The organism is Rahnella sp. EDr1-12 (genome assembly GCF_049206505.1).
Lineage (GTDB): Bacteria > Pseudomonadota > Gammaproteobacteria > Enterobacterales > Enterobacteriaceae > Rahnella > Rahnella rivi.
Map to the genome: position 1 here is coordinate 1497318 of NZ_JBLZNY010000001.1, position 26286 is coordinate 1523603.

Genomic DNA, 26286 nt, shown 5'->3' on the forward strand with positions numbered 1-26286 from the left:
TTAGTGTAGGTTTTTACAATATTCTCCTGGTTTGGTTACATTTAAGGAAAGATCTGCTTATGCGCACTTCGTTTGTTGCTCTGACACTCCTTGCCACCACGCTGTTTTCCGCCACCACGCTGGCAGGCACCACGCTGGATCGCGTCACGAAAACCGGTGTGCTGCGCAATGCCATCGTGAATGACTATCCGCCGTTCGGCTTTATTGATGACAACAACCAGCTGGCCGGTTTTGACGTTGATGTGGCAAAAGCCGTGGCACAGCGCATGGGCGTGAAACTTGAGATCATCGCGCCGGGCTGGGAAACCATTGTCGGCGGTAAATGGCAGGGGCGCTGGGATACCTGTATCTGCTCAATGACGCCAAACAGCGAGCGCGCCAAAGTGCTGGATTTCCCGACGCCGTACTACAACTCTCCGGCAGTGTTAGTGGTCAATAAGAAAGACGACCGCATAAAATCGGCGGCCGACCTGAGCAATAAAAAGATTGGTGTCGGCATCGGCTCAACCTACGAAACGTATCTGCAAAAAACGCTGGTGATCCCCGGCAGCAAGTCCATCAACTTCCCGTTTGATAACGTTCATGTCATTCCAAGCGATGAAGAAGTGGCGTTCCAGAATCTGGCACTCGGGCCGGGTGTGCGCCTTGACGGCGTGGTGTCCGATTTAGCCACCGCTAACGCACGCATCAAACGCGCGCCGATGTTCAAAATCGTCACCGAACTGTATGCGGAACCAAACTGGGTCGCGACCGACAAAGGCGACGCCGAGTGGGATAAGAAAGTGGCGGACACCATCAAATCGCTGCGCGACGACGGTACGCTGGCTAAAATCTCCCAGCACTGGCTGGGTGAAGATATCACCCACGAGGTACCCTGATGCCACAAATCCCGGACAGCCAGCCGAAAGTGGAAACGCCCGAACGCTGGCACCAGGCACACGCGTTTAAATTCAAAACCGGGCTGACGTGGCTGATTTTGCTCAGCCTGCTGCTCGGCACGTTCAGCAAAATGGGGCTGGACTGGAGCCTGATTAGCCAGAAACTGCCGTTCCTGCTCGGCCTGCGCCTGTCGCCGGACGGCTTTATTCAGGGCGCGGCGCTGACCATTATGATCACCGCCTGCTCGATGTTTTTCTGTCTGCTGATTGGCCTTATCACCGCGCTCGGCAGGATGTCCGATAACGCGCTGGCATTTGGCTGCGCGACCTTTTACGCCTCGCTGTTTCGCGGCACACCGCTGCTGGTGCAGGTACTGATTATCTATCTGGCGTTACCGCAGGTGGGGATTGTGCTCGGCGCACTCAGTTCCGGCATTATCGCGCTGTCGATGAACTACGGCGCGTATCTGGCGGAAACGATCCGCAGCGGTGTGCTCTCGGTGCCGCGCGGTCAGCAGGAAGCCGCACTGGCGCTCGGCGTCTCGCGCTGGACGGTGGCCGTGCACGTTACCGCGCCACAGGCGCTGCGCATCATTATTCCGCCCGCCGGGTCGATGTTTATCTCGATGCTGAAAGATTCCTCGCTGGTGTCGCTGATGGGGCTGTGGGAACTTAACTTTTTGGCGCAGTCTTATGGCCGCAGCACCTACCGGTATATGGAAATGCTGGCCACCGCCGCCGCGATATACTGGATCATGTCGATTGTGTTAGAACTGCTGCAAAGCCGCCTCGAGCGCCGTTTTGCACAAGGCCATCGCCGCTAATTTCGCCCTTTTTCATCACGGATACGCCATGTCTTTTCCTGAAGATTTTCGTTTAATCAGCTATCTCTCGCGCCTCGAACACGCCGTCCGTTTCCCGTTGTCCTCCTCCTATCCTGAATCGATGAGCATCGATACGTTGTTTGAACTGGCGGGGAAAGAGCATCGCGCGGCGTTTATGCAAACCCAGCTGGATTACCCGCCCCTGCGCGGTACGCCGGAACTGCTCGAAGCGATCGCCGCCACGTACCGGCATATCACGCCGCAGCAGGTGATCAGTTTTGCCGGGGCCGATGAAGCGATTTACGCCAGTTTCCAGATGCTGCTGAACGCGGACGATCACGCGGTGGTCATCACACCGAATTATCAGTCGCTGGAAAGCGTACCGATGTCGCGCTGCGAAGTGACCGGCGTGGCGCTGGATGAAAATAACCACTGGGCACTGGATACCGGTCTTGTGCGGGCAGCGTTGCGCGCCAACACCAAAGTGCTGGTGATAAATTTCCCGCACAACCCGACCGGCGCGCTGATAAGCCGCGCGCAACTCGACGAACTGGTCGCAATGTGCCGCGAGCGGGGGATCTGGATTTTCTCTGACGAAGTCTACCGGCTGACCGAATTTGACCCTGCTGACCGGCTGCCGCAGCTCGCTGATCTTTACGAACGCGGCATTTCGCTGAACGTGACCTCGAAAGCTTACGGATTGCCGGGGCTGCGTATCGGCTGGGTAGCCTGTCAGGATAAAGCCTGGATGCTGGAGCTGGAGCGCATGAAGCAGTATTTGTCGATCTGTAATTCCATGCCCGGTGAGTTCCTGACGGCCCTCGCGCTCAACGCCCGTGCGCCCATTCTGGAACGGGTGATGGAACGTTCGCGCCGTCAGCTGGCGACGCTCACGACGTTTCTGGCGAAATACCCGCACTTGTTTACGCTCAGCGTGCCGAAAGCCGGTGTGCTCGCCTTTCCCCGTTACACCGGCGCAGAAGGGGCGCAAGCGTTCGCCACGCGGCTGGTGGATGAAACCGGAGTGATGGTGATCCCTTCCGTGGCCTACGGTTCAGCGCTCAACGCCGTGTCTGAAGATTTCCTGCGCATCGGTTTCGGGCGGGAGAATCTCGACGATGCGCTGGGCGAAATGGGCAAATGGCTGGATAAACAGTAGGGGGAAACGGCTCAGTCCAGCACCTGCTTTTCAGTCAGAAAATCAATAAACACCCGCACTTTTGGCAGCATATGGCGGCTGCTCGGCCACACCACCGAGAATTTGCCGCCCTCTTTCAGATAGGGTGACAACACAGGGATCAGCTCGCCCGAGGCCAGATAAGGCCGCACGATAAATTCCGGCACATACGCCAGCCCGAGGCCCTGCACCGTCGCCTGTAAAATCGATTCCAGATTGTTGCTGCTCAGCGCCAGCGGCAGCTCCGGCGGCATCGCGCTGGTCATCTCCCATTCCTGCCACTGGCCGTTGCCCGGAAACCGGTAGCGCAGGCAGGCATGCTGATAAAGATCGTCAGGGGTAAGCGGTACAGGATGTTCGGCAAAATAACCGGCAGCGCCGACAATCACAAAACGGAACGGCCCGAGGCGGCGTGACATCATCTGCGAACTGTTCAGTTCCCCGCTGCGGATGGCGATATCAAACCCTTCGTCGATGACATTCACCATCCGGTCGCTGAAATCCAGATCCAGTTCGACCTCCGGGTAGCGCTGACGAAACTCCGGCAGGTGCGGCAACAACATGCGGTAACCGATGGCAGGCGCGGTGATGCGTAACTTGCCGCGCGGCACGGCGGAAATCCGCACCAGCTCCTGCTCGGCGTCTTCCAGTTGCGCGACAATATTCTGGCAGCGCTCGAAAAACAGCTGGCCTTCATCCGTCAGGCTGATGCGTCGCGTGCTGCGGTTGAACAGCCGCACACTGAGTTTTTCCTCCAGCCGCGCCACACTTTTGCCGACCGCCGACGCCGATATGCCCATGCGCTCCGCCGCCGCCGCAAAACTCTGGCTCTGCGCCGCCCGCACAAAGGCCAGCAGGCCGTTCAGGTTTTCCATTTTCCACTCCCGTTTATTCGAGCGTTTTCGTCCTGAATCATCGGACTTCCAGCCTGTTTCCGCCAGATTGCCGACATTTTATCATCCTCGTTATACACCACTTTCTGGAGAAATCATGAATACATCCTCGTCCCATCCGGCTGGCAGCCTCAGGGTGCTGGTAACGGTGTGCATCGCCGCTGTGATCCTGCCGCTCAATTTTGTCAGCGGCGCGGTAGCCACACCGGCGATTGCCCGCGAACTCGGCGGCAGCGCGCAGGCGCTGAGCTGGATAACCAATTCCTTTATGCTGACCTTTGGCTGTTTTCTGATGGCCGCCGGGGCGCTGGCCGATGAAATTGGCCGTAAAAAAGTGTTCATCAGCGGTGTTTCGCTGTTTGCCCTGTTGTCGTTATTGCAGGCGTTCAGCAACAGTTTGCTGTGGATGGATGTGCTGCGTGGCGCGCAAGGCATCGCCGCCGCCGGTGCGCTGGCGGGCGGCGCGGCGGCACTGGCGCAGGAGTTCGACGGCGCGGCGCGCACCCGCGCGTTCAGCCTGATGGGCAGCAGTTTTGGCGTTGGTCTGGCTTTCGGGCCGTTTCTCGCGGGCCTGTTGATTGCTCATTTCGGCTGGCGCGCGGTGTTTTTCTCCGCCACGGTGATTGCGCTGATCGCCCTGCTGACCGGCGCATCGAAAATGCGGGAAACCCGCAATCCGCAGGCGTCCGGCATCGACTGGCCGGGCACCGTCACCTTTACCGCGATGCTGGCGCTGCTCACCTGGGCGCTGATGGCGATCCCGCAATACGGCGTGCAAAGCACACAGGTTGTTGCGCTGCTGGCGGGTGCGGCGCTGTTGCTGGTGATATTTGTCGGGGTGGAATTGCGGGTCAAACAGCCGATGCTGGATCTCTCTCTTTTTCGCTATATCCGCTTCATCGGCGTACAGGCGCTGCCGCTGGCGACCGGTTTCTGTTTTGTGGTGTTGCTGGTGATTTTACCGATGCTGTTCATCGGCGTGAGAGGCCTGAGCGAAGAGCGCGCCGGACTAATGATGATGGCGCTTTCCGTGCCGATGCTGATTGTGCCGTTGCTGGCGGCGTGGCTGACGCGCTGGATTTCAGCCGGCGTGCTGTGCACCGCCGGGCTGGTGATTGCCGCCGCCGGTTTAGGCTGGCTGAGCCAGGCGGTGCTGGCGCAAAACGTCACGGCGATGATCGCCCCGATGCTGCTTATCGGCATCGGCACCGGCCTGCCGTGGGGGCTGATGGATGGATTGTCGGTCAGCGTGGTGCCGAAAGAGCGGGCGGGAATGGCGACCGGTATTTTCAGCACCACACGCGTGGCGGGAGAAGGCATTTCGCTGGCGATCGTCGGGGCGATCCTGGCGGCCATGAGCCACCGCGCGCTGGCGGCACATTTCAGCTCCGGCGAACTCAGTCAGGCGGCGCAGCGGCTGGCGACCGGTAATCTGGAGGTGACGCAACAGCTGATCCCTGAAGCCAGCACCGCCCAGCTTCAGCAGCTTTATGCCGCCTCTCTGCATCCGTTACTGCTGTGCCTGATGGCGATCACGTTGTTTTCGGCGCTGGTGGTGTTGCTGGCGCTGAAAGGCAATCATCAGGAAAGCGACGAGGTCACCGCCGCCGGTCAGAAAGATCTGTCGCCGTAATCGGCTTCCAGTACCGGCCGCAGCCGGGCATAGGTTTCTTCGATGTCGGCGGGGATGTCGACCTCAGCGATAAAGCCCGCACCGCGCGGGCCATAACCGCCCGGCGCATTGCGCAGACGGGGGATTTCCCCCAGCAGCAGCGACGCGAATCGCGGCAGCGACCACATCCCCTGCTGATGACCGCCGGCAAACCGCAGCCCGTCGCCTGCCAGCTCAAGCTGCGGGATCAGCGTCGGCCAGCTGGTGAAGGTGATGTCCGGCCTGTCGCGCCAGACGTGGCGGAAACTGGCGTCGGTACGCAGCTGCATCAGCGGATCCTGCGTCAGGGTAATCCGGGTGTGGGTATCGCCCGCGGCTTCCAGCACGCGGCGCGCCTGCACCGCATTGTCGCCGCAATTGGTTGACGCGGTTTCCAGCAATATCTGGTCCGCCGACAGGCCAAAACACTGCACGCCGATGTCATTAAGAATGTCCGCCTCACTGCGCCCGGCAGTGGAAATGTGCCGGTAACGCGGATGCGCCTGCACCGTCTGACAGAGTAATTGCGTGGAATGGCCGACGCCTCCGGCAATCAGCAAACGTGAAACCCGGCCCTGCGCCAGCGCCTGAAACGCCGCTTCGGCGGTCGGTAAAATCGCGTTACCCAGCAGGATCAGCAGCGAAGGGGTTCCCGCTGGCCCTCTTCCCCCGGTCTGATCAAAAGAGAGAAAACGCGCCAGCCGGTTTATATCGTTAATCACAGCGTCAGAAAACATTTGCAGCCTCCGTCGGATAAGGGCAGCCATCATAAACCTATAACACCACTCAAAAAATGGTTAAAAAAACTCACGGTTACGCGGCGTGATGCCCATCATTAAACATAAAAAAAGCCATTAAACCGGAATAAAAAACCATTAATTTTGTTTTCTTAGTCTTTTTATCCTTATTCATCGAAATGGCGTAAAGATCCTCTTAAGGTAAATTTATTAACTTATATTTAACTGTAGCGACGTGGGACACCACGCGCCTGCGGTCAGGGATCCCTTTTGCTTGAGGGTAAAACGCAAATCCCGGCTGAATGACGGATGCTTTTTATTTTTTTTATGCTTTTAAATTGACCACCAGAGGATTTCCACATGCAGCCGCAACGCGATTGCATGAATGCACACCAGTGTATAAGCAGTTATTGGGAGTCATCATGGGCGATAAACATTCTTTATTTCCGGCTATTCTGGCCGCGGCAACCTTAGCGCTGTCCGCAGGCGCACAGGCGGCCGGTACTTTAACAGGGCAAGTGGGCGTTCAGTTAACCATCAGTACCGGGTGTACCGTCGGTAATGGCACGGCCACCGGCGGCACCAACCAGTGGGGTACGCTGAACTTCGGTAATTACGCCGATTTGACCAGCGTCATCAACGGTACGGTGTTTGGTGCGGACGGCACCGGCGTGGTCACCATCACCTGCAGCACCGGGCTGACCCCGACGCTGTCACTCAACGGCGGACTGGCGGCAACCGGCGGGCTGCGCACCATGACCTCCAGCGGCAACAGCATTCCTTACCGCCTCTATTCCGATACCGCACGCACCACCGAGATCGCTATCAATACGCCGATCACGCTCGGTACGGGCACCGCTGCACAAAATATCCCGATTTATGGCCGCGTGCTGCCTGCTGACCAGACCAGCACCACACCGGCTGCGGGCACCTATAACGATACCGTTGTTGCCACTCTTTCCTGGTAAGCGTTTTCCATCAGAGTCGGTTGCGCCTCTGACTGGCTTTTGATTCAAGGAAGGAAAGATCATGGACATCAAGGTACTGCTGCTCCTGCCAGCTGCCCTGCTGGTGTCGATGCAGTTGCGCATCCCGTTCAGTCCGGCAGCCACGATAGGCATCAGTGCCACGTTGCTGCCCGCCTGCAGCGCGGGCACCACGACGTCCGGCAGCACCAGCTTTGGTACGCTGAACTTTGGTAATTACGCGTCGCTCACCAGCGCCATCAATGCCACCAGCGCGCAGCTGGCGGGCTCGATCCGCGTGAACTGCGTGAACGGGCTGACCTACAAAATCGTGATGGATGGCGGCAGCAGCGGCGTGGTCACTGCCCGCAGAATGGTCAACACCACCAACAGCGCAGCAACTCTGCAGTACAACCTTTACACCACGGCGGCACGCACGACGGTGTGGGATAACGTCACCGGCGTGAGCGGAACCGGCAACGGCGCGGACCAGTGGAGCACGGTGTATGGCCGCGTTCCGGGGCAGGTCACGCCCGCTGCCGGGGTTTATCAGGATACGGTGAATGTCACCGTATCCTGGTAGAGGTGTTCATGCCTGGCCGTCTGCTGCTGTTGCCGCTGCTGATGCTGTGCGGCTCAGCGCTGGCCGCCACGGCCACCACCACCTTTACCGTGACGGCAACGCTGACCAATGGCTGCGTTTTCGGCAGCTCGCTTTCCAGCCCGACCACCAATCTGGGCACCCTCAATTTCGGCTCTTTTCCTTCCGTTCCCACCAATGTCGATGTGGTCAGTACGTCGGGCGCAGGCTCCGTTGTGGTGACCTGCACCCCCGGCACCACTGTGGCGATTGGCATGGATTACGGCATCCACGGCGGATCTGCCGCCCGGCGTTATATGGCCAACAGCGGGGCGACGGCAACGCTGGCCTATCAGCTTTATCAGAATGCTGCGCGCACCGTGGTTTGGGGAACCGGCGCGCAGGCAATGACCATCAGCAGCTTTCCCTCCACCACCCAAACGTATCCGGTGTATGGCCGGTTGTTTTCTTTCACGACGTCACCCACTGCGGGAACTTACACCGACACGGTGACCGTGACTCTCACTTATTAATCATCAGGATATGAGCTATGACGACGATATTCTCACGCATGATTGCCACCACGGCCCTGACGGTGGCGCTGTTTTCCGGTACGGCGGTGCACGCCGCCAGTTCGGTGCTCGTCTGGCCGGTGTACCAGATTATTGAATCCGATCAGAACGGATCCGCCCTGTGGCTGGAAAACCGGGGCGCGGAACCGGTGTCGTTGCAGGTGCGCGTGCTGGCCTGGAAGCAGGAGAATTTTAATGAGAAGTATGCCGATCAGAGCAACGTGGTCGCCAGCCCGCCTTTTGCCACCGTGCCGCCGGGCCAGCGCCAGCTGATCCGTTTGATCCGCAACACGCCGGTGCCCGCCAATACCGAGCAGGCGTACCGGATTATCATTGACGAGATCCCCTCTCCGCTAAACAGCGCCGGTGAAGGTCAGGACAAAGCGGTGGTCGGGCTGCAATTGCAGATGCGTTATCTGCTGCCGCTGTTTATGGATGGCGGCGGTTTGTGGACCAACGACCGCGCGGATGTGAAGCGCGATGCCTCCACCGCCACGCGCCCTGTCCTCACCTGGCGCACCGTTTCGGAAGGCGGCAAAAACTATCTGCAGGTGCGCAATACCGGCATCGTTCACGCACGTCTGAGCAACGTGTTCTGGTCAGCCAGCTGCAACCAGAAACAGGGTGTAAAAACCATGGTCGGCGGCTTTATGGGGTACGTGTTGCCGGGGCAGCAGATGCGCTGGCCGGTGCCGGCGGGCGTGACGCCGGGGGCGCAGCTGAATGCGCAGATTGCCGACAACACCCAACCGATTGTCATTGCGCGCGGCGAATAACAGCAGGAGCCGCAACGCATGCCAATCAGACGTCTTCCCCGTGAAGGTCAGCAGCGACCGCTCTGTTTCCGGGGAAGCCTGTGCCTGATCTGCCTGAGTGCGTTCAGCGCGCAGGCACAGGAATACGGTTCCCTGCCCGATGCCCCGCGAGCGGCACCGGTGGTCACGGACGCCATGTTTTATCTGTCGATTGTGGTCAACGGCCAGACGGATAATCAGGTGGTGCCGGTGACCTATCGCAATAACGCCTATTTCGTCGAAGCCGGGGTGCTGGCAAAAAACCACATCCACATTAACGGCCAGCAGGGGCTGATTAACGTCGGTGAACTGCCGGACGTGAAAGCGAAATACGATTCAGCCAGCCAGCAGCTGGTGTTAACCGTGCCGGATGCCTGGCTGCCCAATCAGACTGTCAGCGGCGATCCGCTGATGAACTACACGCCGTCGCAAAGCAGCACCGGCCTGTTGTTTAACTATGATTCGTACTACACCGATCCACCCGGCGGCCCGAAATCCGTCGCCACCTGGATGGAACAGCGGTTATTCAGCAGCCTCGGGTTGCTCACCAATACCGGCACTTACCGCTATAACATCGACAGTGCGGGCAACGGCAACACGGGCGGCAGCACCGCGCAGGACGGCTATCTGCGTTACGACACCTTCTGGCGGTTTACCGACGAGAAAAACCTGATCAGCTATCAGGTCGGGGATTTCGTCAGCGATTCCCTGACGTGGAGTAATTCGGCGCGCATGGGCGGTGTGCGGATCAGCCGTAACTTTGGCGTGCGCCCGGATCTGGTGACCTATCCGTTACTGCAATACAGCGGGTCGGCGGCGGTGCCAACCACGGTGGATTTGTTCCTTAATGGCTACAAGGCCAGCAGTAACAACCTGAATTCCGGGCCGTTTACCCTGACCAACGTGCCTTATATCAACGGTGCCGGTGAAGCGACCATTGTGACCACCGACGCAGTCGGGCGTCAGATTTCCACCAGCGTCCCTTTTTACGTCTCCAACACGCTGCTGCGTAAAAACCTCAGCGATTTCGATTTGTCCCTCGGGGCGGTGCGCAACAATTATGGCGTCACCAACGGCGATTATTCAGATGCGGCCTTCAGCGGTATTTACCGTTACGGGCTGACCAATTACCTGACGCTCTCCGGCCATACCGAAATGGTTCAGGGTTTGACGCTGGGCGGTGCCGGCGCAGATATCGCGGTCGGCACCTGGGGCACGCTGAGCGTTTCCGGCAGCCAGAGTAAAGCCGATCACCCGCCGGTCAGCGGCGATACTCCGCTCAACACGCCGGATTACGATAACAACGGCCAGATGCCGGGCATCCCGAATTCAGGCGGTCAGATCCTCAATCCGACAGGCGAAAGCGTGACGGATAAAAAAGACGGCAGCCAGTACACGCTGGGTTATTCCTACTATTCGACGGTGTTCAGCCTCTCGGCGCTGCGCTCAAAACGCACGGTGGGTTATCAGGACATCACCTCTTACACCAGCGACACGCGCTTAAGCCGTCAGTCGGATCAGGTGACGTTCAGCACCTCGCCGTTCGGCCCGGCCAACGGCACCATGGGCATCGGCTATTACGACGTCGAAGCCTATGACAATTCGCATACCCGTCTGGTGAATTTCTCCTACAGCCGCTCGCTGTGGGGGCAAAGCAGCATGTTTTTATCGCTCAATAAAACGCTGGGCGATAACGGTTACAGTGCGCAGCTGCAATTCATCATTCCGCTTGGCACCAATATCAACATGAACGCTGGCGTGCAGCGTGACAGTGCGGGCAATTATCAGGAGCAGATTGGCGCCAGCAAAGCCACGCCAACCGACGGCGGCCTCGGCTGGAATCTGGCCTACAGCGGCGGCAATAATCCGTATCAGCAGGCCGATGCCACCTGGAAATCCCGCGTCGCGACGATTCAGGGCGGGTTCTACGGCAATCAGGGCGATTACACCAACTGGGCAGATCTGAGCGGATCCGTGGTGTTTATGGCCAATGACTGGTTCCTTTCCGACAAGATCAACGACGCCTTTATCGTGGTTGATACCGATCACTACGCCGGTGTGCCCGTCCTGTTTGAGAATCAGAAAATGGGCGAAACCGATAAAAATGGTCACCTGCTGATCCCGACCGTCAGTTCGTATTATCCGGCCAAAGTGGAAATCGACACCCTGCCGCTGCCCGCCGATGTGGTTGCTAATAACGTCAATGACCGCATCGCAGTGAAACAAGGCAGCGGCGTGGTGGTGAAATTCAACGTCGAGAAAGTGCTGTCGGCGAATATCAGGCTGCACGATGCCGCCGGACAACCGCTGAAGCCCGGCACGCTGGTCACCGAACAGAATACGCAGCAAACCACCGTCACCGGTTACGACGGGCTGGTGTACTTCTCGCACTTACAGGAAAACAACGTGCTGAATATCAGGCAGGAAGACCGTTCGGTATGCCGGATCAGTTTCACTTTAGATCCTAAACGTCACAGCATTGAGCAGGTTGGCCCGCTGGCATGTCCGGGTGGCGCAACGCCAGGAGATAAATCATGAAAATTTTCAGGCCGTGGGTACGTCATGGCATATTGCTGATGTGGCTGCTGGGCGCATCGTGGCAGGTGATGGCGGCCTGTACCACGGCGGCAAGCACCATTACGCTCGGCACACAGAACTCCTTTGCGGTCAGCACTTCTCCGCTGATTACGCAAGGCAGCAGCGGACTGAGCTGTAACGGTCCCTTGCTCAGTATTGGCGGCACCAATATCGTGACGGCAACAATTGGCGCCACGCTACATCCGAGCGGCACCCAGCCACGGCTTTACAGTGCAGCCACCAATCAGTATTTGCCGTACAGCCTGTGCAAGGACGGCAGTTGTGGCACCGTCTATAACCAGGGTGACGTGATTACCTGGAACAGCACCACCGCACTCGGCCTGCTCGGGCTGTTTACCGGCCCGAACAGCACACTGCCGATTTATGTGATGCCAAAAACGTTGTCCAATCTGGCCGCCGGGACGTATACCGACACTGTCCCCATCGCCTGGACGTGGAACATCTGTTCGGTCGCCATCGGGACATTATTGTGCATTGCCGACAGCGGCAACGTGAACGGTACCGTCAACCTGACGCTCAACATCACCAACTTTTGCTATATCGACAGCGCGCCGAACGTGGGTTTTGGCAGCGCCGCCCTGCCTTCCGGGCTGACGACGGTGGTCGCCAATACCCTCAGTGTGCGCTGTACGCTCAACGCCAGCTATTCCGTCAACCTGACCAGCAGCGTAACGGGGTCCGGCCAGTACCGGCAGATGGCCTCAACGGTCAACGGCACCACCAGTTATTTGCAATATCAGATATTTAAAAGCGACAGCACGGTGTGGAGCGCGTCAACCAACAGCAGCGCGACCGGCTCCGGCACATCACAGTCGTTCCCGTATACCGCGTCGGTGAATCTGGCACAAAGCAATCAGCCCGCGGGCGCGTACAGCGATACGGTGACAGTCACGGTAACTTATTAGGATAGTAAGAAAGGGGAAAACAGAACCGGTGCAGCGAGTGTGCACCGGTTTTAACGCCGTTTTTACAGCGCTTTCAGCGTTTTGATGGTGGCATCCACATCAATTTCATCTTCCGTGAACACATAAGTGCTGTTCTGGAAGGTGGTGATGAGCAGCTTTTTCATGGTGCGCATCTCCGCTTTTTTCTCTTCTTCCTGCGGGCGGATGCGGTTCATCAGCAGGCCAACAGAAAGCACGGCGTTTTCTTTGTCGATCTTCGCCTCTCCCGGCACTTCTTCGTTAAACGCCAGGAAAGATTTGATGCTGGTGATTTTGATGCGCTCACCGGCGATAAAGATGTATTTGCTCTCCGGCTCGACTTTCACCGCAAAGGCAGAAAGGCCTTTGTTGTTAGTGGTCGGCTCGAAGGTGACCACTGCATCTTTTTTAATCAGCTCAGGGTTTGCAACTTTAATCACGTGGAAATAACGGTTATCGCCGTTTTCATCTTTGATAAAACCGAAACCTTTATCTTCAAACCAGGTTGTGATTACGCCGTTCATCGCTTACCGCCTAAGTAATTATTTATTCAACATGTCAGTTTTTGCAGGGCGGCAGTGTAAAGCAGAATGAGAACAAAGTCCTGTGCTTTACAGCCTGATGCCTGCGGAATTACGTCGCTTTACGGAACGTGAGGTTAAACCGGTAGGATCCGGTCAGCGGGTGTTCGCCTGCTTTGAGCGGCAACACGCCGTGATAACGCAGCCGCGACGGCCCGCCCCACACCACAATATCGCCATGCAGCAGCGGCACGCGCTGGGTTTTATCGCTGCGCTCCAGGCCGCCAAACTGGAAAACAGCCGGTAAACCCAGCGAGACAGACACAATCGGCTGGCCGAAATCGTGCTCGTCTTTGTCCTGATGCAGGCTCATTTTCGCCCCCGGCTGATAGCGGTTGATAAGGCACGCGTCCGGGTCAAACCCCGCAAACCCTGCCTGCTCCGCCGCCTTCACCGCAACAGCACGAAACAACTCCGGCATCGGCGGCCATTGCTGATGACTTTCCGGCGACATGGCCTGATAACGGTAACCGGCTTTATCCGTCACCCAGCCGACATCGCCACAGTTGGTCATCGCCACCGACATCGCGTAACCGCCCGGCGTCGCGCGATACTGAAAAGGCACCAGCCCGGCGATGCGGTCGATCTCCGCCAGCAACGCCACATCCTCTGCCAGCGCCGCACCGCGCAGCACCACCGCGCCGGGGCACAGATCTTCGCGCCAGTTGGGGTGGAAATCGGGGTGATCAAAAAGATCTAAATTCATGTCAGCCTCCGCGTTTGCCTGTCCGTTAAGTATAACGGATGTCGCCAGATCGTCATTTTTGCTGCCAGCGGGCAGTTAAAAAATCGAGAAGCCCCTGTGCTGCCGGGCCGATACGCCGGTTTGGCCGCACACAGTAAACGCCGGTTTCACGCCCGGTCCATTGTGGCAATATCTGCACCAATTCCCCTGCGTCTATGGCCGCTGCCATGGTGACCGCCGAGTGAAAAGCGATGCCGTGCGCATCCATACACAGCCTGCGTGCCGCATCGGCATTATCGACCTTGACCGATCCTTTCGGCGCCAGCGTGCGCTCCTCACCGGCAGAAAATAATCGCCACAGCACACCGTCCTGACTGGCCGAAGAGACGATGCACTCGTGCTGATAAAGATCTTCCGGCACCTCAGGCACGCCACGCTTTTTCAGGTAGGCGGGCGCGGCCACCAGGATCCGCCGGTTCTCCAGCAATTTATGGGCGATCAGCGACGAATCCTTCATACGCCCGATGCGAAATGCCAGCATGATGCCTTCACTCACCAAATCCACGTAGTCATCGGTCAGATGCAGATCCAGTTGCACCTGCGGGTACGCCGCCAGAAACTCACTCAGATAAGGCACCAGATGGGTATGACCGAACGCCACCGGCGCACTGACCACCAGTGCGCCATAGGGTAACGTCTGTTCGTCACGCACCATGTCAGCTGCCTGAGTGAGTTGCGAAAGTGCCTGATGGCATTCGGCAAAATACCGTTTTCCGCTTTCGGTCAGCGACATCGCCCGCGTGGTGCGGTTGAGTAACGTCGCGCCCAGTTGCCGTTCAAGCGTCTTGATAAAACGGCTGACCGACGACGGCGTAATGCCGAGCGCGTGGGCCGCACGGGCAAAACTATGGTGTTCAACAACCGCAACAAACGTTTGAACTAAGTGCAGCGACGGCGCGTTCATTGATGCTCTCACGGAATGAATGAATGTTATTTCCGGCTATTATCAAGAAAATTCAGCATGATTAGAATGTTTCTTTTTTGAGGAACATTTTATGAAAACCACGTCTGCCAGCGTCTTTCGCGAACTTCATCTGCAAGCAGCTCCGCTGAAATTGCCCAACGTCTGGGATGCGGGCAGCGCACGCCAGACAGAGAGTCTGGGTGCCACCGCAATTGCCACCACCAGCGCAGGCGTCGCGTGGTCTTTGGGGTATCGCGACGGTAATCAGTTGCCGGTGGAAGACTATGTCGCCCGCGCGGCGTCTATCGCCAGGGTGATTTCGGTGCCGCTTTCTGCGGATATTGAGGGTGGCTACAGCGATATTCCGGCCACGGTGGCGTTAACCGTCTCACGGTTTATGGATACGGGCGTGGTGGGCATCAATATTGAGGACGGCGCAGGCGATCCGCATGTGTTGTGCCGGAAAATAGAGGCCATCAGAGCCGCCAGTGTCCGAAGCGGCGTAGATCTGTATATCAACGTGCGCACCGATGTGTACGCGCGTCACCTGGTTTGCGCCGCGGATAAAGCGGATGAAGTGATGGCGCGGGCGCAGAGTTACCGCAGTGCCGGTGCCGACGGGCTTTTCGTGCTCGGGCTGACGGAGGCAGGAGAAATGCGCGCCATTGCCGAGGGCACAAGTTTGCTGCTCAACGTGGCGGTCTGGCCGGGACTGCCGCCGGTCAGCGATCTCGCAGCCCTTGGCGTACGCCGCCTGAGCGCCGGTTCCTGGTTGCCGCAAACCTTATGGGCGCACCATGCGCAGTTAGTCAGCGGATTTTTACAACACGATAAAATGATGCCGATGCTGGAAAAAGCCGCGCCTTATTCAGAAATTAATGCGATGTTTTAACGACGCAGACCCCGACTGAACATGAGAGGTAACATGAATTCCACAGCCCGACCCGACAATGTCATGCCCGAAAATCAGGCGGTTCTGCATATCTTATGCGGGAAAATAGCCTCCGGGAAATCCACCCTGTCCCGCAATCTGGCAAGCCAGCCCGGCACGGTGGTGCTGAGTGAAGACACCTGGCTTGCTCATCTTTATCAGGATGAGATGCACACCGTGGCGGATTATCTGCGCTGTGCCGCCAGACTCAGGCAAGCCATTGCGCCTCATGCCATTTCCCTGCTCAAAGCCGGTGTCTCGGTCGTGCTGGATTTCCCGGCCAATACGGTGGCGAACCGCGAGTGGATGATGAGCCTCATCACGGCGTCAGGCGCAGACCACCGCCTGCATTATCTGAACGTGCCGGAAGACGAGTGTAAAGCCCGGCTGCGGGCACGCAATCAGGCCGGAACGCACCCGTTTAGCGTCACCGATGAGCAGTTTGAGCTGATATCCCGTCACTTTGTTGCGCCGCAACCGGAAGAAGGTTTTAACGTAATCATCCACGCTTAGCGCCGCCATTATTCAGCCGTGCGGGGAAGAGGATTATTGTAGGGTTGTATCGTTTCAGCTATGGTTCGAGAAGATTTAAATACCCTATCAGGAGAACATGATGAGTCGGGAAATCAATAAAGACACGCAGTTGTGTATGTCCCTTTCCGGTCGTCCGGGAAATTTCGGTACCCGTTTTCATAACAGCCTGTATCAGGCGTTAGACCTGAACTTCGTCTACAAAGCCTTTTCCACCAAAGACATCGAAGCCGCAGTTAAAGGCGTGCGTGCGCTGGGCATCCGCGGCTGCGCGGTATCGATGCCGTTTAAAGAAGCCTGCATTCCTTTCCTCGATGAACTGGATCCTTCCGCCACCGCCATTCAGTCGGTGAATACCATCGTCAATGACGAGGGTTTCCTGCGCGCTTACAACACCGATTACATTGCGGTCGCTAAACTGCTCGACAGCCACAAAGTCCCGCGTGATGCCGTTTTCGCACTGCGCGGCAGCGGTGGTATGGGCAAAGCGGTGGTTGCCGCCATCCGTGATGCCGGTTTCAAAAAGGGCTACATTATTGCCCGCAATGAAGCCAATGGCCGCGCCCTGGCAGAAGAATACGGTTACGAATGGAAAGCAGAAGTCGGCGATTTGGCCGTCGATATGGTGGTGAACGTCACGCCAATCGGCATGGCCGGTGGCCCGGAAGTGGATTCACTGGCCTTCGAACCGGCGGTGATCGACCGCGCCAGCATCGTCTTTGACGTTGTTGCCTTACCGGCAGAAACGCCGCTTATCCGTTATGGTCGCGATCACGGTAAGAAAGTGATCACCGGCGCGGAAGTCGCGACATTACAGGCCGTCGAGCAATTCGTCCTGTACACCGGCGTGCGCCCGTCAGATGAACAGATTGAAGCGGCAGCGGTACATGCGCGCAGTTAGCCCCGCGTGATGAATACAAAAAGCCTCTCAGACGAGAGGCTTTTTTAATGGCGCGGATCCACCCGGCGATCAACGCACCAGACACGGCCTTTTCGGATCAAACTTCCAGTCCGGCACCAGGAACTGCATGCCCTGCGCATCGTCACGCGCCCCAAGGCCCATGCCTTTGTAGAGTTCGTGGGCCTTCATCACCTGATCCATATCCAGCTCAACGCCCAGACCCGGTTGTTCCGGCACCCGCACTTTGCCGCCTTTGATCTGCAACGGCTCTTTGGTCAGGCGCTGATTGCCCTCCTGCCAGATCCAGTGCGTGTCGATGGCGGTGATCTTGCCCGGTGCGGCAGCGGCCACCTGGGTAAACATCGCCAGCGAGATATCAAAGTGATTGTTGGAATGCGAGCCCCAGGTCAGACCCCATTCGTGACACATTTGTGCCACGCGCACTGACCCCTGCATGGTCCAGAAATGCGGATCCGCCAGCGGGATATCCACCGATTTAAGCTGGATGGTATGCCCCATCTGACGCCAGTCGGTGGCGATCATATTCGTCGCCGTCGGCAGGCCGGTCGCCTGACGGAATTCCGCCATCACTTCACGCCCGGAGAAGCCCTGCTCTGCGCCGCACGGATCTTCGGCATACGCCAGCACACCGCGCAGTTGTTTACCGAGCGCGATGGCTTCATTCAGCGACCAGGCACCGTTTGGATCGAGCGTGATCCGCGCCTGCGGGAAGCGTTGCGCCAGCGCCGTCACGGCTTCCGCTTCTTCGCTGCCCGCCAGCACGCCGCCTTTGAGTTTGAAATCATTGAAGCCATATTTTTCGTACGCGGCTTCCGCCAGCCGCACTACCGCTGCGGGTGTCAGCGCTTCTTCGTGGCGCAGGCGATACCAGTCGCAGCTCTCGCCCGGCTGGCTCTGATAGCCCAGCGACGTTTTATTGCGGTCACCGACGTAGAACAGATAACCGAGCATCTCGACTTCATCACGCTGCTGACCGTCGCCGAGCAACGACGCCACGGTCACGCCCAGGTGCTTGCCGAGCAGGTCCAGCATCGCCGCTTCAATGGCGGTGACCACGTGGATAGTAGTACGCAAATCAAAAGTCTGTAGTCCACGACCGGAGGCATCGCGATCGGCGAATTTCTCCCGTACCGCAGTCATCACGTTTTTGTATTCGCCCAGCGTTTTGCCGATCACCAGCAGCGCGGCATCATCCAGCGTCTGGCGGATTTTCTCGCCGCCCGGCACTTCACCGACGCCGGTGTTGCCGCTGCTGTCTTTGAGGATCAGAATGTTACGGGTGAAAAACGGCGCGTGCGCACCGCTGAGGTTAAGCAACATGCTGTCGTGCCCGGCCACCGGGATGACCTGCATGGAGACAATTTTAGGTGCAGATGAAGAGGTCATGCTTACTCCTTAGTGAATTCAGATTCCGTTAACCGCGCCCCATTGCCGGGCGCTTACGATCGAATGTCCAGCCGGGGATCAGATACTGCATCGCGGCAGCATCGTTGCGCGCCCCGGTCGGCAGCGTCTTGTGCAACGCGTGAGCGCGATGGATCTGATCCATGTCGACGTCCACGCCCAGCCCCGGTTTTTCCGGCACTTTGATTTTTCCGTTGACGATCTGCAGCGGCTCTTTGGTCAGGCGCTGATTGCCTTCCTGCCAGATCCAGTGCGTATCGATGGCCGTGGGTTTACCCGGCGCGGCAGCACCGACGTGGGTAAACATCGCCAGTGAAATGTCGAAATGATTGTTGGAATGGCAGCCCCAGGTCAGGCCCCAGTCGTCACACAGCTGGGCGACGCGCACCGCACCGTGCATGGTCCAGAAATGCGGATCCGCCAGCGGAATATCCACCGACTGCAACATCACCGCATGCTGCATCTCACGCCAGTTGGTGGCGATCATATTGGTGGCGACCGGCAAACCGGTGGCGCGGCGGAACTCCGCCATCACTTCGCGCCCCGAGAAGCCTTGCTCTGCGCCGCACGGATCTTCCGCATAGCTGAGGATCCCGTGCAGGTCTTTGCATAAATCAATGGCTTCATCCAGCAGCCACGCCCCGTTGGGATCAACGGTGATACGTGCATCCGGAAAACGTTTTGCCAGCGCTTTCACCGCGTCGATCTCCTGCTCGCCCGGCAGCACGCCGCCTTTGAGTTTGAAATCCTTAAAGCCATAACGATCCTGCGCCGCCTCGGCCAGCCGCACTACCGCCTCGCTGCTCATCGCTTCCTGATGGCGCAGGTGATACCAGTCGTGGCTGCCGCGTTCTCCTTCCTGATAGGGCAAATCGGTTTTCTGACGGTCGCCGATATAGAACAGGTAACCGAGCACTGTCACTTCATCACGCTGTTTGCCCGGCCCGAGGAGTTCGCACACCGGCACGCCGAGAAACTTGCCCATCAGATCCAACAGGGCCGCTTCCAGCGCGGCAACGGCGTTGACCCGCAGCTCAAACGTCCAGGCACCTTTGCCGAACGAATCAAAATCCGACGACTGATTGCCGGTATGAATCTGATGCACCAGGCGGTTCATCCGCGCCACTTCCTGGCCTTTGACCTGGGAAACCGCCTCCATCAGCGTGTTGTAAATCACTTCACCGCCCGGCGCTTCCCCCACGCCGGTATTCCCGGCGCTGTCTTTGAGGATCACAATATTGCGGGTGAAGTAAGCGCCATGTGCGCCACCGATATTCATCAACATACTGTCGTGCCCTGCCACAGGGACCACCTGCATGTCAGTGATGATCGGCGAGGATTGCGTATTCATCATGTGTCTCCTTTTCTGTGCCGGGGATCAGAACGGGCGTAGCTGGATGCGTTCGATTTTGCCGACGATAAATACATAGCTCACCACTGCCAGCAGTGCGTGGATCCCGACGTAAATCAATGCGCCGTTGAAGGATCCTGTGGTGCCGATGATGTAACCGATAGCGATTGGCGTCACGATGCCGGAAACGTTGCCGAACATGTTGAACAGCCCGCCGCTCAGCCCGCTGATCTCTTTCGGTGCGGTGTCAGCCATTACCGCCCAGCCCAGTGCACCCAGACCTTTGCCGAAGAAGGCGAAGGCCATAATGCCAACCACCATCCACTCGGTATCGACGTAGTTACAGGCAATCATCGACATCGACAGCAGCATGCCAACCACAATCGGCACCTTACGCGACAGCGTCAGGTTGCGGGTTCTGCGCATCAGCCAGTCGGAAATGATCCCGCCGAGCACTCCGCCGAGGAAACCACAGATCGCCGGAACCGACGCCACCATGCCTGCTTTGAGGATCGACATGCCGCGCGCCTGCACCAGATATACCGGGAACCAGGTGATGAAGAAGTAGGTCAGCGCGTTGATGCAATACTGGCCGATGTAGATGCCAATCATCATGCGCGACTTCATTAATTGCTTAATCTGGAAGAGTTTTTCGCCTTTGACGGCGGCTTTTTTAGTGGTTTTCTGATCCATGTTGATCAGCGCGCCACCGGCTTCCATGTAGTCGAGTTCGGCCTGGTTGACGCCCGGATGATCTTTCGGATCGTGGATCACTTTCAGCCAGATAAAACTCAGGATGATCCCGAGCCCACCCATAAAGAAGAACACGTGTGACCAGCCCACTTCGTGGGTCAACCAGCCCATGATTGGCGCGAAAATGACGGTGGCAAAATACTGTGCGGAGTTAAAAATCGAGACGGCAGTGCCGCGTTCCTGCGCCGGAAACCAGGCGGCAACGATGCGGCTGTTGCCCGGAAAAGACGGCGCTTCCGCCAGCCCTACCAGGAAACGTAAAGCGAACAGGGAAACCACAATGCCAAAGCCGCTGAATACATCGACAAAGCCCTGCAGTAAGGTAAATAAAGACCAAATAAAAATACTGTAGAAATAAACTTTCTTGGAACCAAATTTATCCAGCAACCATCCGCCGGGTATTTGCCCAATAACATAGGCCCAGGAAAATGCAGAGAAAATATAGCCCATCCCGACGGAATCCAGGCCAATATCTTTCGCCATTGCCGAACCGGCAATAGATAATGTCGCACGGTCGCCGTAATTAAATGAGGTGACAATAAATAACATCACCACTATCCAGTAGCGCGCATTCGTTCTTTTTTTTACGGCACTGGCTGATGAAACGATTGTTTCCATGGTGTTCTCCGGAATTAATGACAATGCCTCGACCCGAAGGGCAAGCCATTCCTCCGCACGACAGAACTGTAGGGTTCAGAGAGGAAGGAACGCTGCCAGTATAAGAACAACCCGTGACCAACTCATTAGGCAAAATGCCAGGCATCAGCGCATATTTGCATTTATCTTGAGGCGAATGCCCAGCGCCATGCGAGTTGTTTCACAAAAAATGAAACGGCTGTGATGAGCATCACACCGATAAAAAAGCGAAAAGATAAACCATCCTGAAAATACCCTCAGGGAGAATATTTTCAGAACGGAATAATATTTAAATCTGATCATTATCTAATTGCAGCGCCACATACAGCAGGAGACGGTCGTCGAAATTTCCTAAATCTAATCCGGTTAATTCCGAGATGCGGTTGAGGCGATATTCCAGTGTATTACGGTGAATATATAACGCTTTCGACGTGGCTGTCGGCTGGACGTTATTATGGAACCACGACGCCAGGGTACGCCGGAGTAAGCCGTTGCTGTCGGTGGCTTTTAAACGCGCCAGCGGACGCACCAGTTCGTCGGCCTGCCAGCCGCCGCGCAGGCTGTCGAGCAGCACGGGTAAGATCAGATCCTGATAGAAATAACAGCGCTGTTCCGGCATTCGCTGTTTGCCGACCGTCATGGTGGTGCGCGCTGTGCGGTATGAACGCGCGATGCTGCCGGGGCCGGTGAAGAAGTTGCCGAGAGAAATACGCACACGCAGGCGCCCGGTTTCGGTCATGCGGGACAACAGGTGATCGATGCGCTGGCGATGACCGTCCGGATCCCAGCGATCATAGCTGTTGAGCGCCGGTTTCAGCACCACCATTTCGGTCAGGGACACGATCGCGATCAGGTTGTCGCGCTCCGGCGTGGTCAGCAAGGTTTGCAGCTGTTGCAGTTCGGCCATCGCCGAATCCACGCCCAGCTGTCCGCTGTCCACTTCAACCACCGCCGCCACCCGTGGACGGTTCAAATCAATACCAAGACGCTGCGCCCACTCTTTCAATGCCGGAGAAAGTTCGTCTACCCGGATAAGATTAAGCACCAGCTCTTCGCGCAAGCGGCTGTCCTGCGCCAGCATGTGCAGCAAACGCGCCTGTTCGAGCATCATTTCGGCAGTCATGCACACCAGTTCGCCGTACTGACGCAACTGTAACGGATTACCGGTGAGGCCGATCACACCGACAATCTGGCCGTCGATGCGCAGAGGTAAGTTGATACCCGGACGCACACCGTGCAAATGCCGTGCGACGCCTTCATCAATATCGACAATGCGTTCCTGTGAAATGGCCAGCAAAGCACCTTCGTGCAATTCGCCAAGACGCTGATCGTCGCCGCTGCCAATGATTTTTCCACGGCCATCCATGACATTCACATTACTATCAATAATTTGCATCGTGCGGGCAACAATTTGCTGCGCCAGTTTTGCATCGAGATGATACGCCGACATGGGGTTCCTGCCTTGGCTGTTCTTGTTAGTTTGACCAGCATACTCAGTCGCCGTCAGCCAGACATTATGCAAATGCCCAAAGAGCAGGAGAACCCGTTGAAGTTGCGGGGAAAGTCACAGTTTTATGCACCTGCACAGATACGCGCGGGACCGAAGATGAGAGGCGGGGGCAAAGCAGAAATAAAAAAGGCACGCCGGAGCGTGCCTTATCATTTCACGGAGGAAGAATTATTGGGCTAACAGGTAAATTGAGGTGTCACCACGTAAGATATCCAGCGCCAGCACCGAAGGTTTGGTGTCGAGGATTTTACGCAGTTCGCCCAGATTAGCGACTTTCTGCTGGTTAACACCCAGGATCACATCGCCTTTTTTCAGGCCGATACGCGCCGCGGTGGAACCGGCTTTCACTTCGTCCACTTTCACGCCTTTCTTATCGGCAGCGGCATTGTTACTCAGCTCAGCGCCTTCAATACCGGTATAGATATTGCCGGATTCGACTTTCGCGGTCTGTGTACTTTGCTCAATGGTCACATCGACGTTCACCGGTTTACCGTCGCGCAGCAGGCCGAGGGTCACTTTGGTGCCGATTGGCATGGTGCCGATATCCGCACGGAACGACGCAAAGCTGCTGATCGGTTTACCGTTCATGCTCAGGATCACGTCACCAGCTTTGATGCCCGCTTTTTCTGCCGCAGACTTCGGCATAACCTGGCTGATGAACGCGCCGCGCTGTGCGTCAACTTTCATCGCTTTCGCCAGCTCGGAGTTCAGCTCAGTCCCCATGATGCCGAGTTCGCCACGTTTCACCTGGCCGTACTCGATCATCTGTTTGGACAAGTTCTGCACCATGTTGCTTGGGATCGCAAAACCGATACCGATGTTGCCGCCGTCCGGCGCCAGGATCGCAGTGTTCAGACCGATCAGTTCGCCGTTCAGGTTAACCAGCGCGCCGCCGGAGTTACCACGGTTGATCGCCGCATCCGTCTGGATAAAGTTCTCGTAGTTTTCGATGTTCAGACCAGAACGACCCAGCGCAGAAACGATGCCGGACGTGACGGTTTCACCCAGACCATACGGGTTACCGATGGCCACGGTGTAATCACCGACGCGCAACTGACCGGAGTCGGCCATTTTAATGGCGGTCAGGTTTTTAGCATCCTGCAGCTGAATAACCGCGATGTCAGAACGTGGATCTTTGCCGATCACTTTGGCATCAAATTTACGGCCATCGTTCAGCTGAACGCTGATTTTGGTGGCGTTATCAACCACGTGGTTGTTGGTCACGACATAGCCTTTGGCGGCATCAATGATGACGCCGGAACCCAGAGCGCGGAAATCTTCTTTCTGCTCAGGCGCTTGCTGCTGGCCTTCCTGACCGCCACCCTGACAAACAGGTGAACCCTGGAACGGCGAGCCGTCCTGGCACAGCGGCGAGTTCTGACCAAAGAATTGCTGGAACTGCTGGCCCATACGCGGCGTCTTGGACGGGGCGCTGCCTTCAACGTTCACGCTCACCACGGAGGGCATGACTTTTTCCAGCATAGGCGCCAGGCTTGGAAGCTGTGACGTGCTGGAAGAGGCTGTTTCAGCAGCCAGTGCAGAAGAAACCGGGGCCATTGCCATACCGATACTTAACGCTAATGCGCTCAGGAATAAACTCGATTTTTTCATTTTCAGGATCTCTTAAAATTATTGTGGCAACCAAAATAGTTGCATTGCTTGGTAGTCGTGATACTGAGATGTAATTAATAGCGCGAAGTTCATCAGGGTCGATCGGTTAATAGTAAAAAAGTATTGTCGATATTTACAAAAGATGGTTTTTCAGACAGATTCGTAAAGAAGAATAAAGAAGTCTTCCTTTTTTGATGTGAATGATAATTACTCTGCGGCCATCAGGCGGCGATATTCATCATACGCATAGAGATCGGTCATCCCGCTGATATAATCCTGTAACATTCTTGCCCGGTAATAAAATTCCAGCGCCGCAAACACTTTCTCCGGTTTGCCTTCCAGCCCCACCACTGCATTGGTATAGGCTAAACGATGCTTGGCCGATATCTTATGCAAAAGCCGGGTTTCAATCGGATAAGCACGGTGCGTATCTTCCTGATCCAACTGAGTAAAGTCTTTCAAAGACATATCGAGAAGCGGGCTGTAAATATCCAGCAAACCGCTGATGACCCGGTAACCCTGTAATTCCAGCTCTTCTACTTCCGGGTGATTGAATACCTGTTTGAAGGCCACGCGTTTATAAATTTCCAGCAAGCGATTTGCCTGACTGTCATCTTCCAGCAGCGCATGGTTAAAGGTGCCTTCATAAATTTCCTGCACGTTTTCAATGAATCTTCGCGCCGCGTGGGGCACCAGTTGTTTCACCGTTTGTACCCGCAGCTCCATAAAGAAATAATCCACCGGATTACGGAACGTTTTGGCTTTATCCATTTTTTCATAGGCGGTGCGCACCACTTTATCGAAGAAATCGCCCTTTTCGATCTCCCCCCATTCGCGACAAAGATAGGCGTACAACTGTTCAACGCTGAAAATGTTCTTTTCTACCGCATCTTCTAAGTCGGCGATGCAATAGGAGATGTCATCCGCCGCTTCCATGATGTAAGTCAGCGGGAAACGATTGAACTCGCCCAGCCCCAGCTCGCTGCGCAGACGCTGGATAAACGGCTCTTCCGCCAGATAAAAACCGGGCTTTTTCATCAGATAATCATGCGAAGGCAATTTTTCAGTGGAATAGGCCGGGCGGGTGTATTTCAGGATGCAGGCGGTCTGGCTGTAGGTCAGGTTGAGTTTAAGCAGGGTATACACCAGACGGATCGCCTGGGCGTTGCCTTCAAAATTGGAAAGATCGTAGCGGATCTTACTGCGCAGTTCATTGAGCGGTTCGGCGCTCTTTTCCAGACGCAGACAGCCGATAGTGCAGGCATCCGTCAGCTGAAATTCTTTGCCGCAGCTGGCGGTATCCATGCGTTTGCCAAACCAGTTGTTGATCGCCGATTCACCAAAATGCCCGAAAGGTGGATTGCCAATGTCATGCATCAGACAGGCCATTTCGACCACACTTTCAAAAGGATCGGTAACCTCCGTCAGCCCGTAGGTGTCCAGCTTTCCTTGCTTGCGCAGACGGTGCAGCACATCTTTGGCGATGTGACGGCCTACCTGCTGAACTTCGAGAGAATGGGTCAGACGGCTGCGGACGGCAGCGTTTTTCTCCAGCGGAAAAACCTGGGTTTTTTGCTGTAAACGGCGGATCGCGGCGGAGTTGATAATACGGCCACGATCGCTTTCAAACTGACGCACGACATCGTACTCATCCCGCGCCTCAATGGGCGAGCTGAAAGGACGCTGAAAATTGAATTTCGCTTTAAAATCGATCCCGGACATACTTTTCCACCCTTTCAGCCACTCACGCGCCCGGCAGACGCGGAACCCGCATCCCAAACGCATTATCTCTTACCTTTAGCCATGATAGACTAT

Annotated in this window: 24 protein-coding genes; 13 read left to right on the forward strand and 11 right to left on the reverse strand. The window is 56.7% G+C overall.

All coding sequences use genetic code 11. The annotated features are described in order from the left end of the window. Window positions 1–59 precede the first annotated feature (59 nt). From ACO0U8_RS07025 to ACO0U8_RS07035, 3 genes are read left to right on the forward strand one after another with little or no spacing between them, the layout of a single operon-like run. Window positions 60–878 (forward strand): transporter substrate-binding domain-containing protein, encoded by an 819-nt coding sequence (locus ACO0U8_RS07025; protein WP_421670523.1) that lies wholly within the window; start codon window positions 60–62, stop codon window positions 876–878. After that, window positions 878–1702, forward strand: coding sequence for an amino acid ABC transporter permease (locus tag ACO0U8_RS07030; protein ID WP_056774879.1), 825 nt, complete (start codon window positions 878–880; stop codon window positions 1700–1702). The genes ACO0U8_RS07025 and ACO0U8_RS07030 overlap by 1 nt, the downstream gene beginning before the upstream one ends. A gap of 28 nt (window positions 1703–1730) precedes the next feature. Then, window positions 1731–2861, forward strand: coding sequence for an aminotransferase class I/II-fold pyridoxal phosphate-dependent enzyme (locus ACO0U8_RS07035; RefSeq protein WP_421670524.1), 1131 nt, complete (start codon window positions 1731–1733; stop codon window positions 2859–2861). An 11-nt stretch (window positions 2862–2872) separates the two neighbouring features. On the opposite strand, the gene ACO0U8_RS07040 is transcribed toward ACO0U8_RS07035, so the two are convergent. Then, complete coding sequence (locus tag ACO0U8_RS07040) at window positions 2873–3754, reverse strand: LysR substrate-binding domain-containing protein (RefSeq protein WP_122096364.1); 882 nt, start codon at window positions 3752–3754, stop codon at window positions 2873–2875. A gap of 115 nt (window positions 3755–3869) precedes the next feature. Here ACO0U8_RS07040 and ACO0U8_RS07045 point away from each other — a divergent pair, with 115 nt between their 5' ends. After that, a complete protein-coding gene (locus ACO0U8_RS07045) occupies window positions 3870–5405 on the forward strand; it encodes an MFS transporter (RefSeq protein WP_421670525.1) in 1536 nt (511 codons plus the stop codon). On the opposite strand, the gene ACO0U8_RS07050 is transcribed toward ACO0U8_RS07045, so the two are convergent. Beyond that, complete coding sequence (locus ACO0U8_RS07050; protein WP_421670526.1) at window positions 5384–6160, reverse strand: YdcF family protein; 777 nt, start codon at window positions 6158–6160, stop codon at window positions 5384–5386. The genes ACO0U8_RS07045 and ACO0U8_RS07050 overlap by 22 nt on opposite strands. Window positions 6161–6582: 422 nt before the next feature. Between ACO0U8_RS07050 and ACO0U8_RS07055 the strand changes: the two genes are divergently transcribed. The 6 genes from ACO0U8_RS07055 (at window position 6583) to ACO0U8_RS07080 (ending at window position 12574) form a co-directional block, all read left to right on the forward strand. Beyond that, window positions 6583–7128 (forward strand): spore coat U domain-containing protein, encoded by a 546-nt coding sequence (locus ACO0U8_RS07055; RefSeq protein WP_421670527.1) that lies wholly within the window; start codon window positions 6583–6585, stop codon window positions 7126–7128. A 61-nt stretch (window positions 7129–7189) separates the two neighbouring features. After that, window positions 7190–7708, forward strand: coding sequence for a Csu type fimbrial protein (locus ACO0U8_RS07060; RefSeq protein ID WP_122096330.1), 519 nt, complete (start codon window positions 7190–7192; stop codon window positions 7706–7708). Between the two features lie 8 nt (window positions 7709–7716). Next, the gene (locus ACO0U8_RS07065) at window positions 7717–8238 is read left to right on the forward strand and encodes a Csu type fimbrial protein (protein ID WP_056774939.1); all 522 of its coding nucleotides are present in this window, start codon (window positions 7717–7719) and stop codon (window positions 8236–8238) included. A 17-nt stretch (window positions 8239–8255) separates the two neighbouring features. Beyond that, complete coding sequence (locus ACO0U8_RS07070; protein WP_421670528.1) at window positions 8256–9053, forward strand: molecular chaperone; 798 nt, start codon at window positions 8256–8258, stop codon at window positions 9051–9053. A gap of 18 nt (window positions 9054–9071) precedes the next feature. Beyond that, window positions 9072–11609, forward strand: coding sequence for a fimbria/pilus outer membrane usher protein (locus tag ACO0U8_RS07075; RefSeq protein WP_421670529.1), 2538 nt, complete (start codon window positions 9072–9074; stop codon window positions 11607–11609). Further along, a complete protein-coding gene (locus ACO0U8_RS07080; RefSeq protein WP_421670530.1) occupies window positions 11606–12574 on the forward strand; it encodes a spore coat U domain-containing protein in 969 nt (322 codons plus the stop codon). The genes ACO0U8_RS07075 and ACO0U8_RS07080 overlap by 4 nt, the downstream gene beginning before the upstream one ends. Window positions 12575–12636: 62 nt before the next feature. Here the strand turns inward: ACO0U8_RS07080 and ACO0U8_RS07085 are convergent, their stop codons facing one another. The 3 genes from ACO0U8_RS07085 to ACO0U8_RS07095 all read right to left on the reverse strand — a co-directional run bounded on the left by ACO0U8_RS07085 (window position 12637) and on the right by ACO0U8_RS07095 (window position 14822). After that, on the reverse strand, window positions 12637–13116 hold the full coding sequence (locus ACO0U8_RS07085; protein ID WP_056774844.1) for a cold shock domain-containing protein: 480 nt from the start codon (window positions 13114–13116) through the stop codon (window positions 12637–12639). 109 nt (window positions 13117–13225) lie between these two features. Then, window positions 13226–13879, reverse strand: coding sequence for a DNA oxidative demethylase AlkB (gene alkB, locus ACO0U8_RS07090; RefSeq protein WP_421670531.1), 654 nt, complete (start codon window positions 13877–13879; stop codon window positions 13226–13228). Between the two features lie 52 nt (window positions 13880–13931). Continuing rightward, complete coding sequence (locus ACO0U8_RS07095; RefSeq protein ID WP_217202840.1) at window positions 13932–14822, reverse strand: LysR family transcriptional regulator; 891 nt, start codon at window positions 14820–14822, stop codon at window positions 13932–13934. Between the two features lie 91 nt (window positions 14823–14913). On the opposite strand from ACO0U8_RS07095, the gene ACO0U8_RS07100 reads away from it, so the two are divergent. From ACO0U8_RS07100 to ACO0U8_RS07110, 3 genes are all read left to right on the forward strand, one after another. Beyond that, entirely contained in the window at window positions 14914–15714 is an 801-nt protein-coding gene (locus ACO0U8_RS07100) for an isocitrate lyase/PEP mutase family protein (RefSeq protein WP_421670532.1), read from the forward strand. Between the two features lie 33 nt (window positions 15715–15747). After that, window positions 15748–16266, forward strand: coding sequence for an AAA family ATPase (locus ACO0U8_RS07105; protein ID WP_421670533.1), 519 nt, complete (start codon window positions 15748–15750; stop codon window positions 16264–16266). Between the two features lie 100 nt (window positions 16267–16366). Next, on the forward strand, window positions 16367–17185 hold the full coding sequence (locus ACO0U8_RS07110; RefSeq protein WP_421670686.1) for a shikimate 5-dehydrogenase: 819 nt from the start codon (window positions 16367–16369) through the stop codon (window positions 17183–17185). Window positions 17186–17254: 69 nt separating this feature from the next. On the opposite strand, the gene gudD is transcribed toward ACO0U8_RS07110, so the two are convergent. The 6 genes from gudD to dgt form a co-directional block, all read right to left on the reverse strand. Continuing rightward, window positions 17255–18592, reverse strand: a complete 1338-nt coding sequence (gudD, locus tag ACO0U8_RS07115) for a glucarate dehydratase (protein WP_390974336.1) — start codon at window positions 18590–18592, stop codon at window positions 17255–17257. Between the two features lie 28 nt (window positions 18593–18620). After that, complete coding sequence (locus tag ACO0U8_RS07120; protein ID WP_421670534.1) at window positions 18621–19964, reverse strand: enolase C-terminal domain-like protein; 1344 nt, start codon at window positions 19962–19964, stop codon at window positions 18621–18623. Window positions 19965–19988: 24 nt separating this feature from the next. After that, window positions 19989–21332, reverse strand: a complete 1344-nt coding sequence (locus ACO0U8_RS07125; RefSeq protein WP_390974332.1) for an MFS transporter — start codon at window positions 21330–21332, stop codon at window positions 19989–19991. 307 nt (window positions 21333–21639) lie between these two features. Then, a complete protein-coding gene (locus tag ACO0U8_RS07130; protein ID WP_056774812.1) occupies window positions 21640–22800 on the reverse strand; it encodes a CdaR family transcriptional regulator in 1161 nt (386 codons plus the stop codon). Between the two features lie 228 nt (window positions 22801–23028). Further along, a complete protein-coding gene (gene degP, locus ACO0U8_RS07135; protein WP_056774806.1) occupies window positions 23029–24471 on the reverse strand; it encodes a serine endoprotease DegP in 1443 nt (480 codons plus the stop codon). Between the two features lie 207 nt (window positions 24472–24678). Next, complete coding sequence (gene dgt, locus ACO0U8_RS07140; protein ID WP_056774931.1) at window positions 24679–26193, reverse strand: dGTPase; 1515 nt, start codon at window positions 26191–26193, stop codon at window positions 24679–24681. Between the last annotated feature and the right edge of the window lie 93 nt (window positions 26194–26286).

Bases quoted from the DNA above. Each gene is read 5' to 3' on its own strand.
- ACO0U8_RS07025 (WP_421670523.1), top strand. From the start codon at position 60: ATGCGCACTTCGTTTGTTGCTCTGACACTCCTTGCCACCACGCTGTTT.
- ACO0U8_RS07030 (WP_056774879.1), top strand. From the start codon at position 878: ATGCCACAAATCCCGGACAGCCAGCCGAAAGTGGAAACGCCCGAACGC.
- ACO0U8_RS07035 (WP_421670524.1), top strand. From the start codon at position 1,731: ATGTCTTTTCCTGAAGATTTTCGTTTAATCAGCTATCTCTCGCGCCTC.
- ACO0U8_RS07040 (WP_122096364.1), bottom strand. From the start codon at position 3,754: ATGGAAAACCTGAACGGCCTGCTGGCCTTTGTGCGGGCGGCGCAGAGC.
- ACO0U8_RS07045 (WP_421670525.1), top strand. From the start codon at position 3,870: ATGAATACATCCTCGTCCCATCCGGCTGGCAGCCTCAGGGTGCTGGTA.
- ACO0U8_RS07050 (WP_421670526.1), bottom strand. From the start codon at position 6,160: ATGTTTTCTGACGCTGTGATTAACGATATAAACCGGCTGGCGCGTTTT.
- ACO0U8_RS07055 (WP_421670527.1), top strand. From the start codon at position 6,583: ATGGGCGATAAACATTCTTTATTTCCGGCTATTCTGGCCGCGGCAACC.
- ACO0U8_RS07060 (WP_122096330.1), top strand. From the start codon at position 7,190: ATGGACATCAAGGTACTGCTGCTCCTGCCAGCTGCCCTGCTGGTGTCG.
- ACO0U8_RS07065 (WP_056774939.1), top strand. From the start codon at position 7,717: ATGCCTGGCCGTCTGCTGCTGTTGCCGCTGCTGATGCTGTGCGGCTCA.
- ACO0U8_RS07070 (WP_421670528.1), top strand. From the start codon at position 8,256: ATGACGACGATATTCTCACGCATGATTGCCACCACGGCCCTGACGGTG.
- ACO0U8_RS07075 (WP_421670529.1), top strand. From the start codon at position 9,072: ATGCCAATCAGACGTCTTCCCCGTGAAGGTCAGCAGCGACCGCTCTGT.
- ACO0U8_RS07080 (WP_421670530.1), top strand. From the start codon at position 11,606: ATGAAAATTTTCAGGCCGTGGGTACGTCATGGCATATTGCTGATGTGG.
- ACO0U8_RS07085 (WP_056774844.1), bottom strand. From the start codon at position 13,116: ATGAACGGCGTAATCACAACCTGGTTTGAAGATAAAGGTTTCGGTTTT.
- alkB (WP_421670531.1), bottom strand. From the start codon at position 13,879: ATGAATTTAGATCTTTTTGATCACCCCGATTTCCACCCCAACTGGCGC.
- ACO0U8_RS07095 (WP_217202840.1), bottom strand. From the start codon at position 14,822: ATGAACGCGCCGTCGCTGCACTTAGTTCAAACGTTTGTTGCGGTTGTT.
- ACO0U8_RS07100 (WP_421670532.1), top strand. From the start codon at position 14,914: ATGAAAACCACGTCTGCCAGCGTCTTTCGCGAACTTCATCTGCAAGCA.
- ACO0U8_RS07105 (WP_421670533.1), top strand. From the start codon at position 15,748: ATGAATTCCACAGCCCGACCCGACAATGTCATGCCCGAAAATCAGGCG.
- ACO0U8_RS07110 (WP_421670686.1), top strand. From the start codon at position 16,367: ATGAGTCGGGAAATCAATAAAGACACGCAGTTGTGTATGTCCCTTTCC.
- gudD (WP_390974336.1), bottom strand. From the start codon at position 18,592: ATGACCTCTTCATCTGCACCTAAAATTGTCTCCATGCAGGTCATCCCG.
- ACO0U8_RS07120 (WP_421670534.1), bottom strand. From the start codon at position 19,964: ATGATGAATACGCAATCCTCGCCGATCATCACTGACATGCAGGTGGTC.
- ACO0U8_RS07125 (WP_390974332.1), bottom strand. From the start codon at position 21,332: ATGGAAACAATCGTTTCATCAGCCAGTGCCGTAAAAAAAAGAACGAAT.
- ACO0U8_RS07130 (WP_056774812.1), bottom strand. From the start codon at position 22,800: ATGTCGGCGTATCATCTCGATGCAAAACTGGCGCAGCAAATTGTTGCC.
- degP (WP_056774806.1), bottom strand. From the start codon at position 24,471: ATGAAAAAATCGAGTTTATTCCTGAGCGCATTAGCGTTAAGTATCGGT.
- dgt (WP_056774931.1), bottom strand. From the start codon at position 26,193: ATGTCCGGGATCGATTTTAAAGCGAAATTCAATTTTCAGCGTCCTTTC.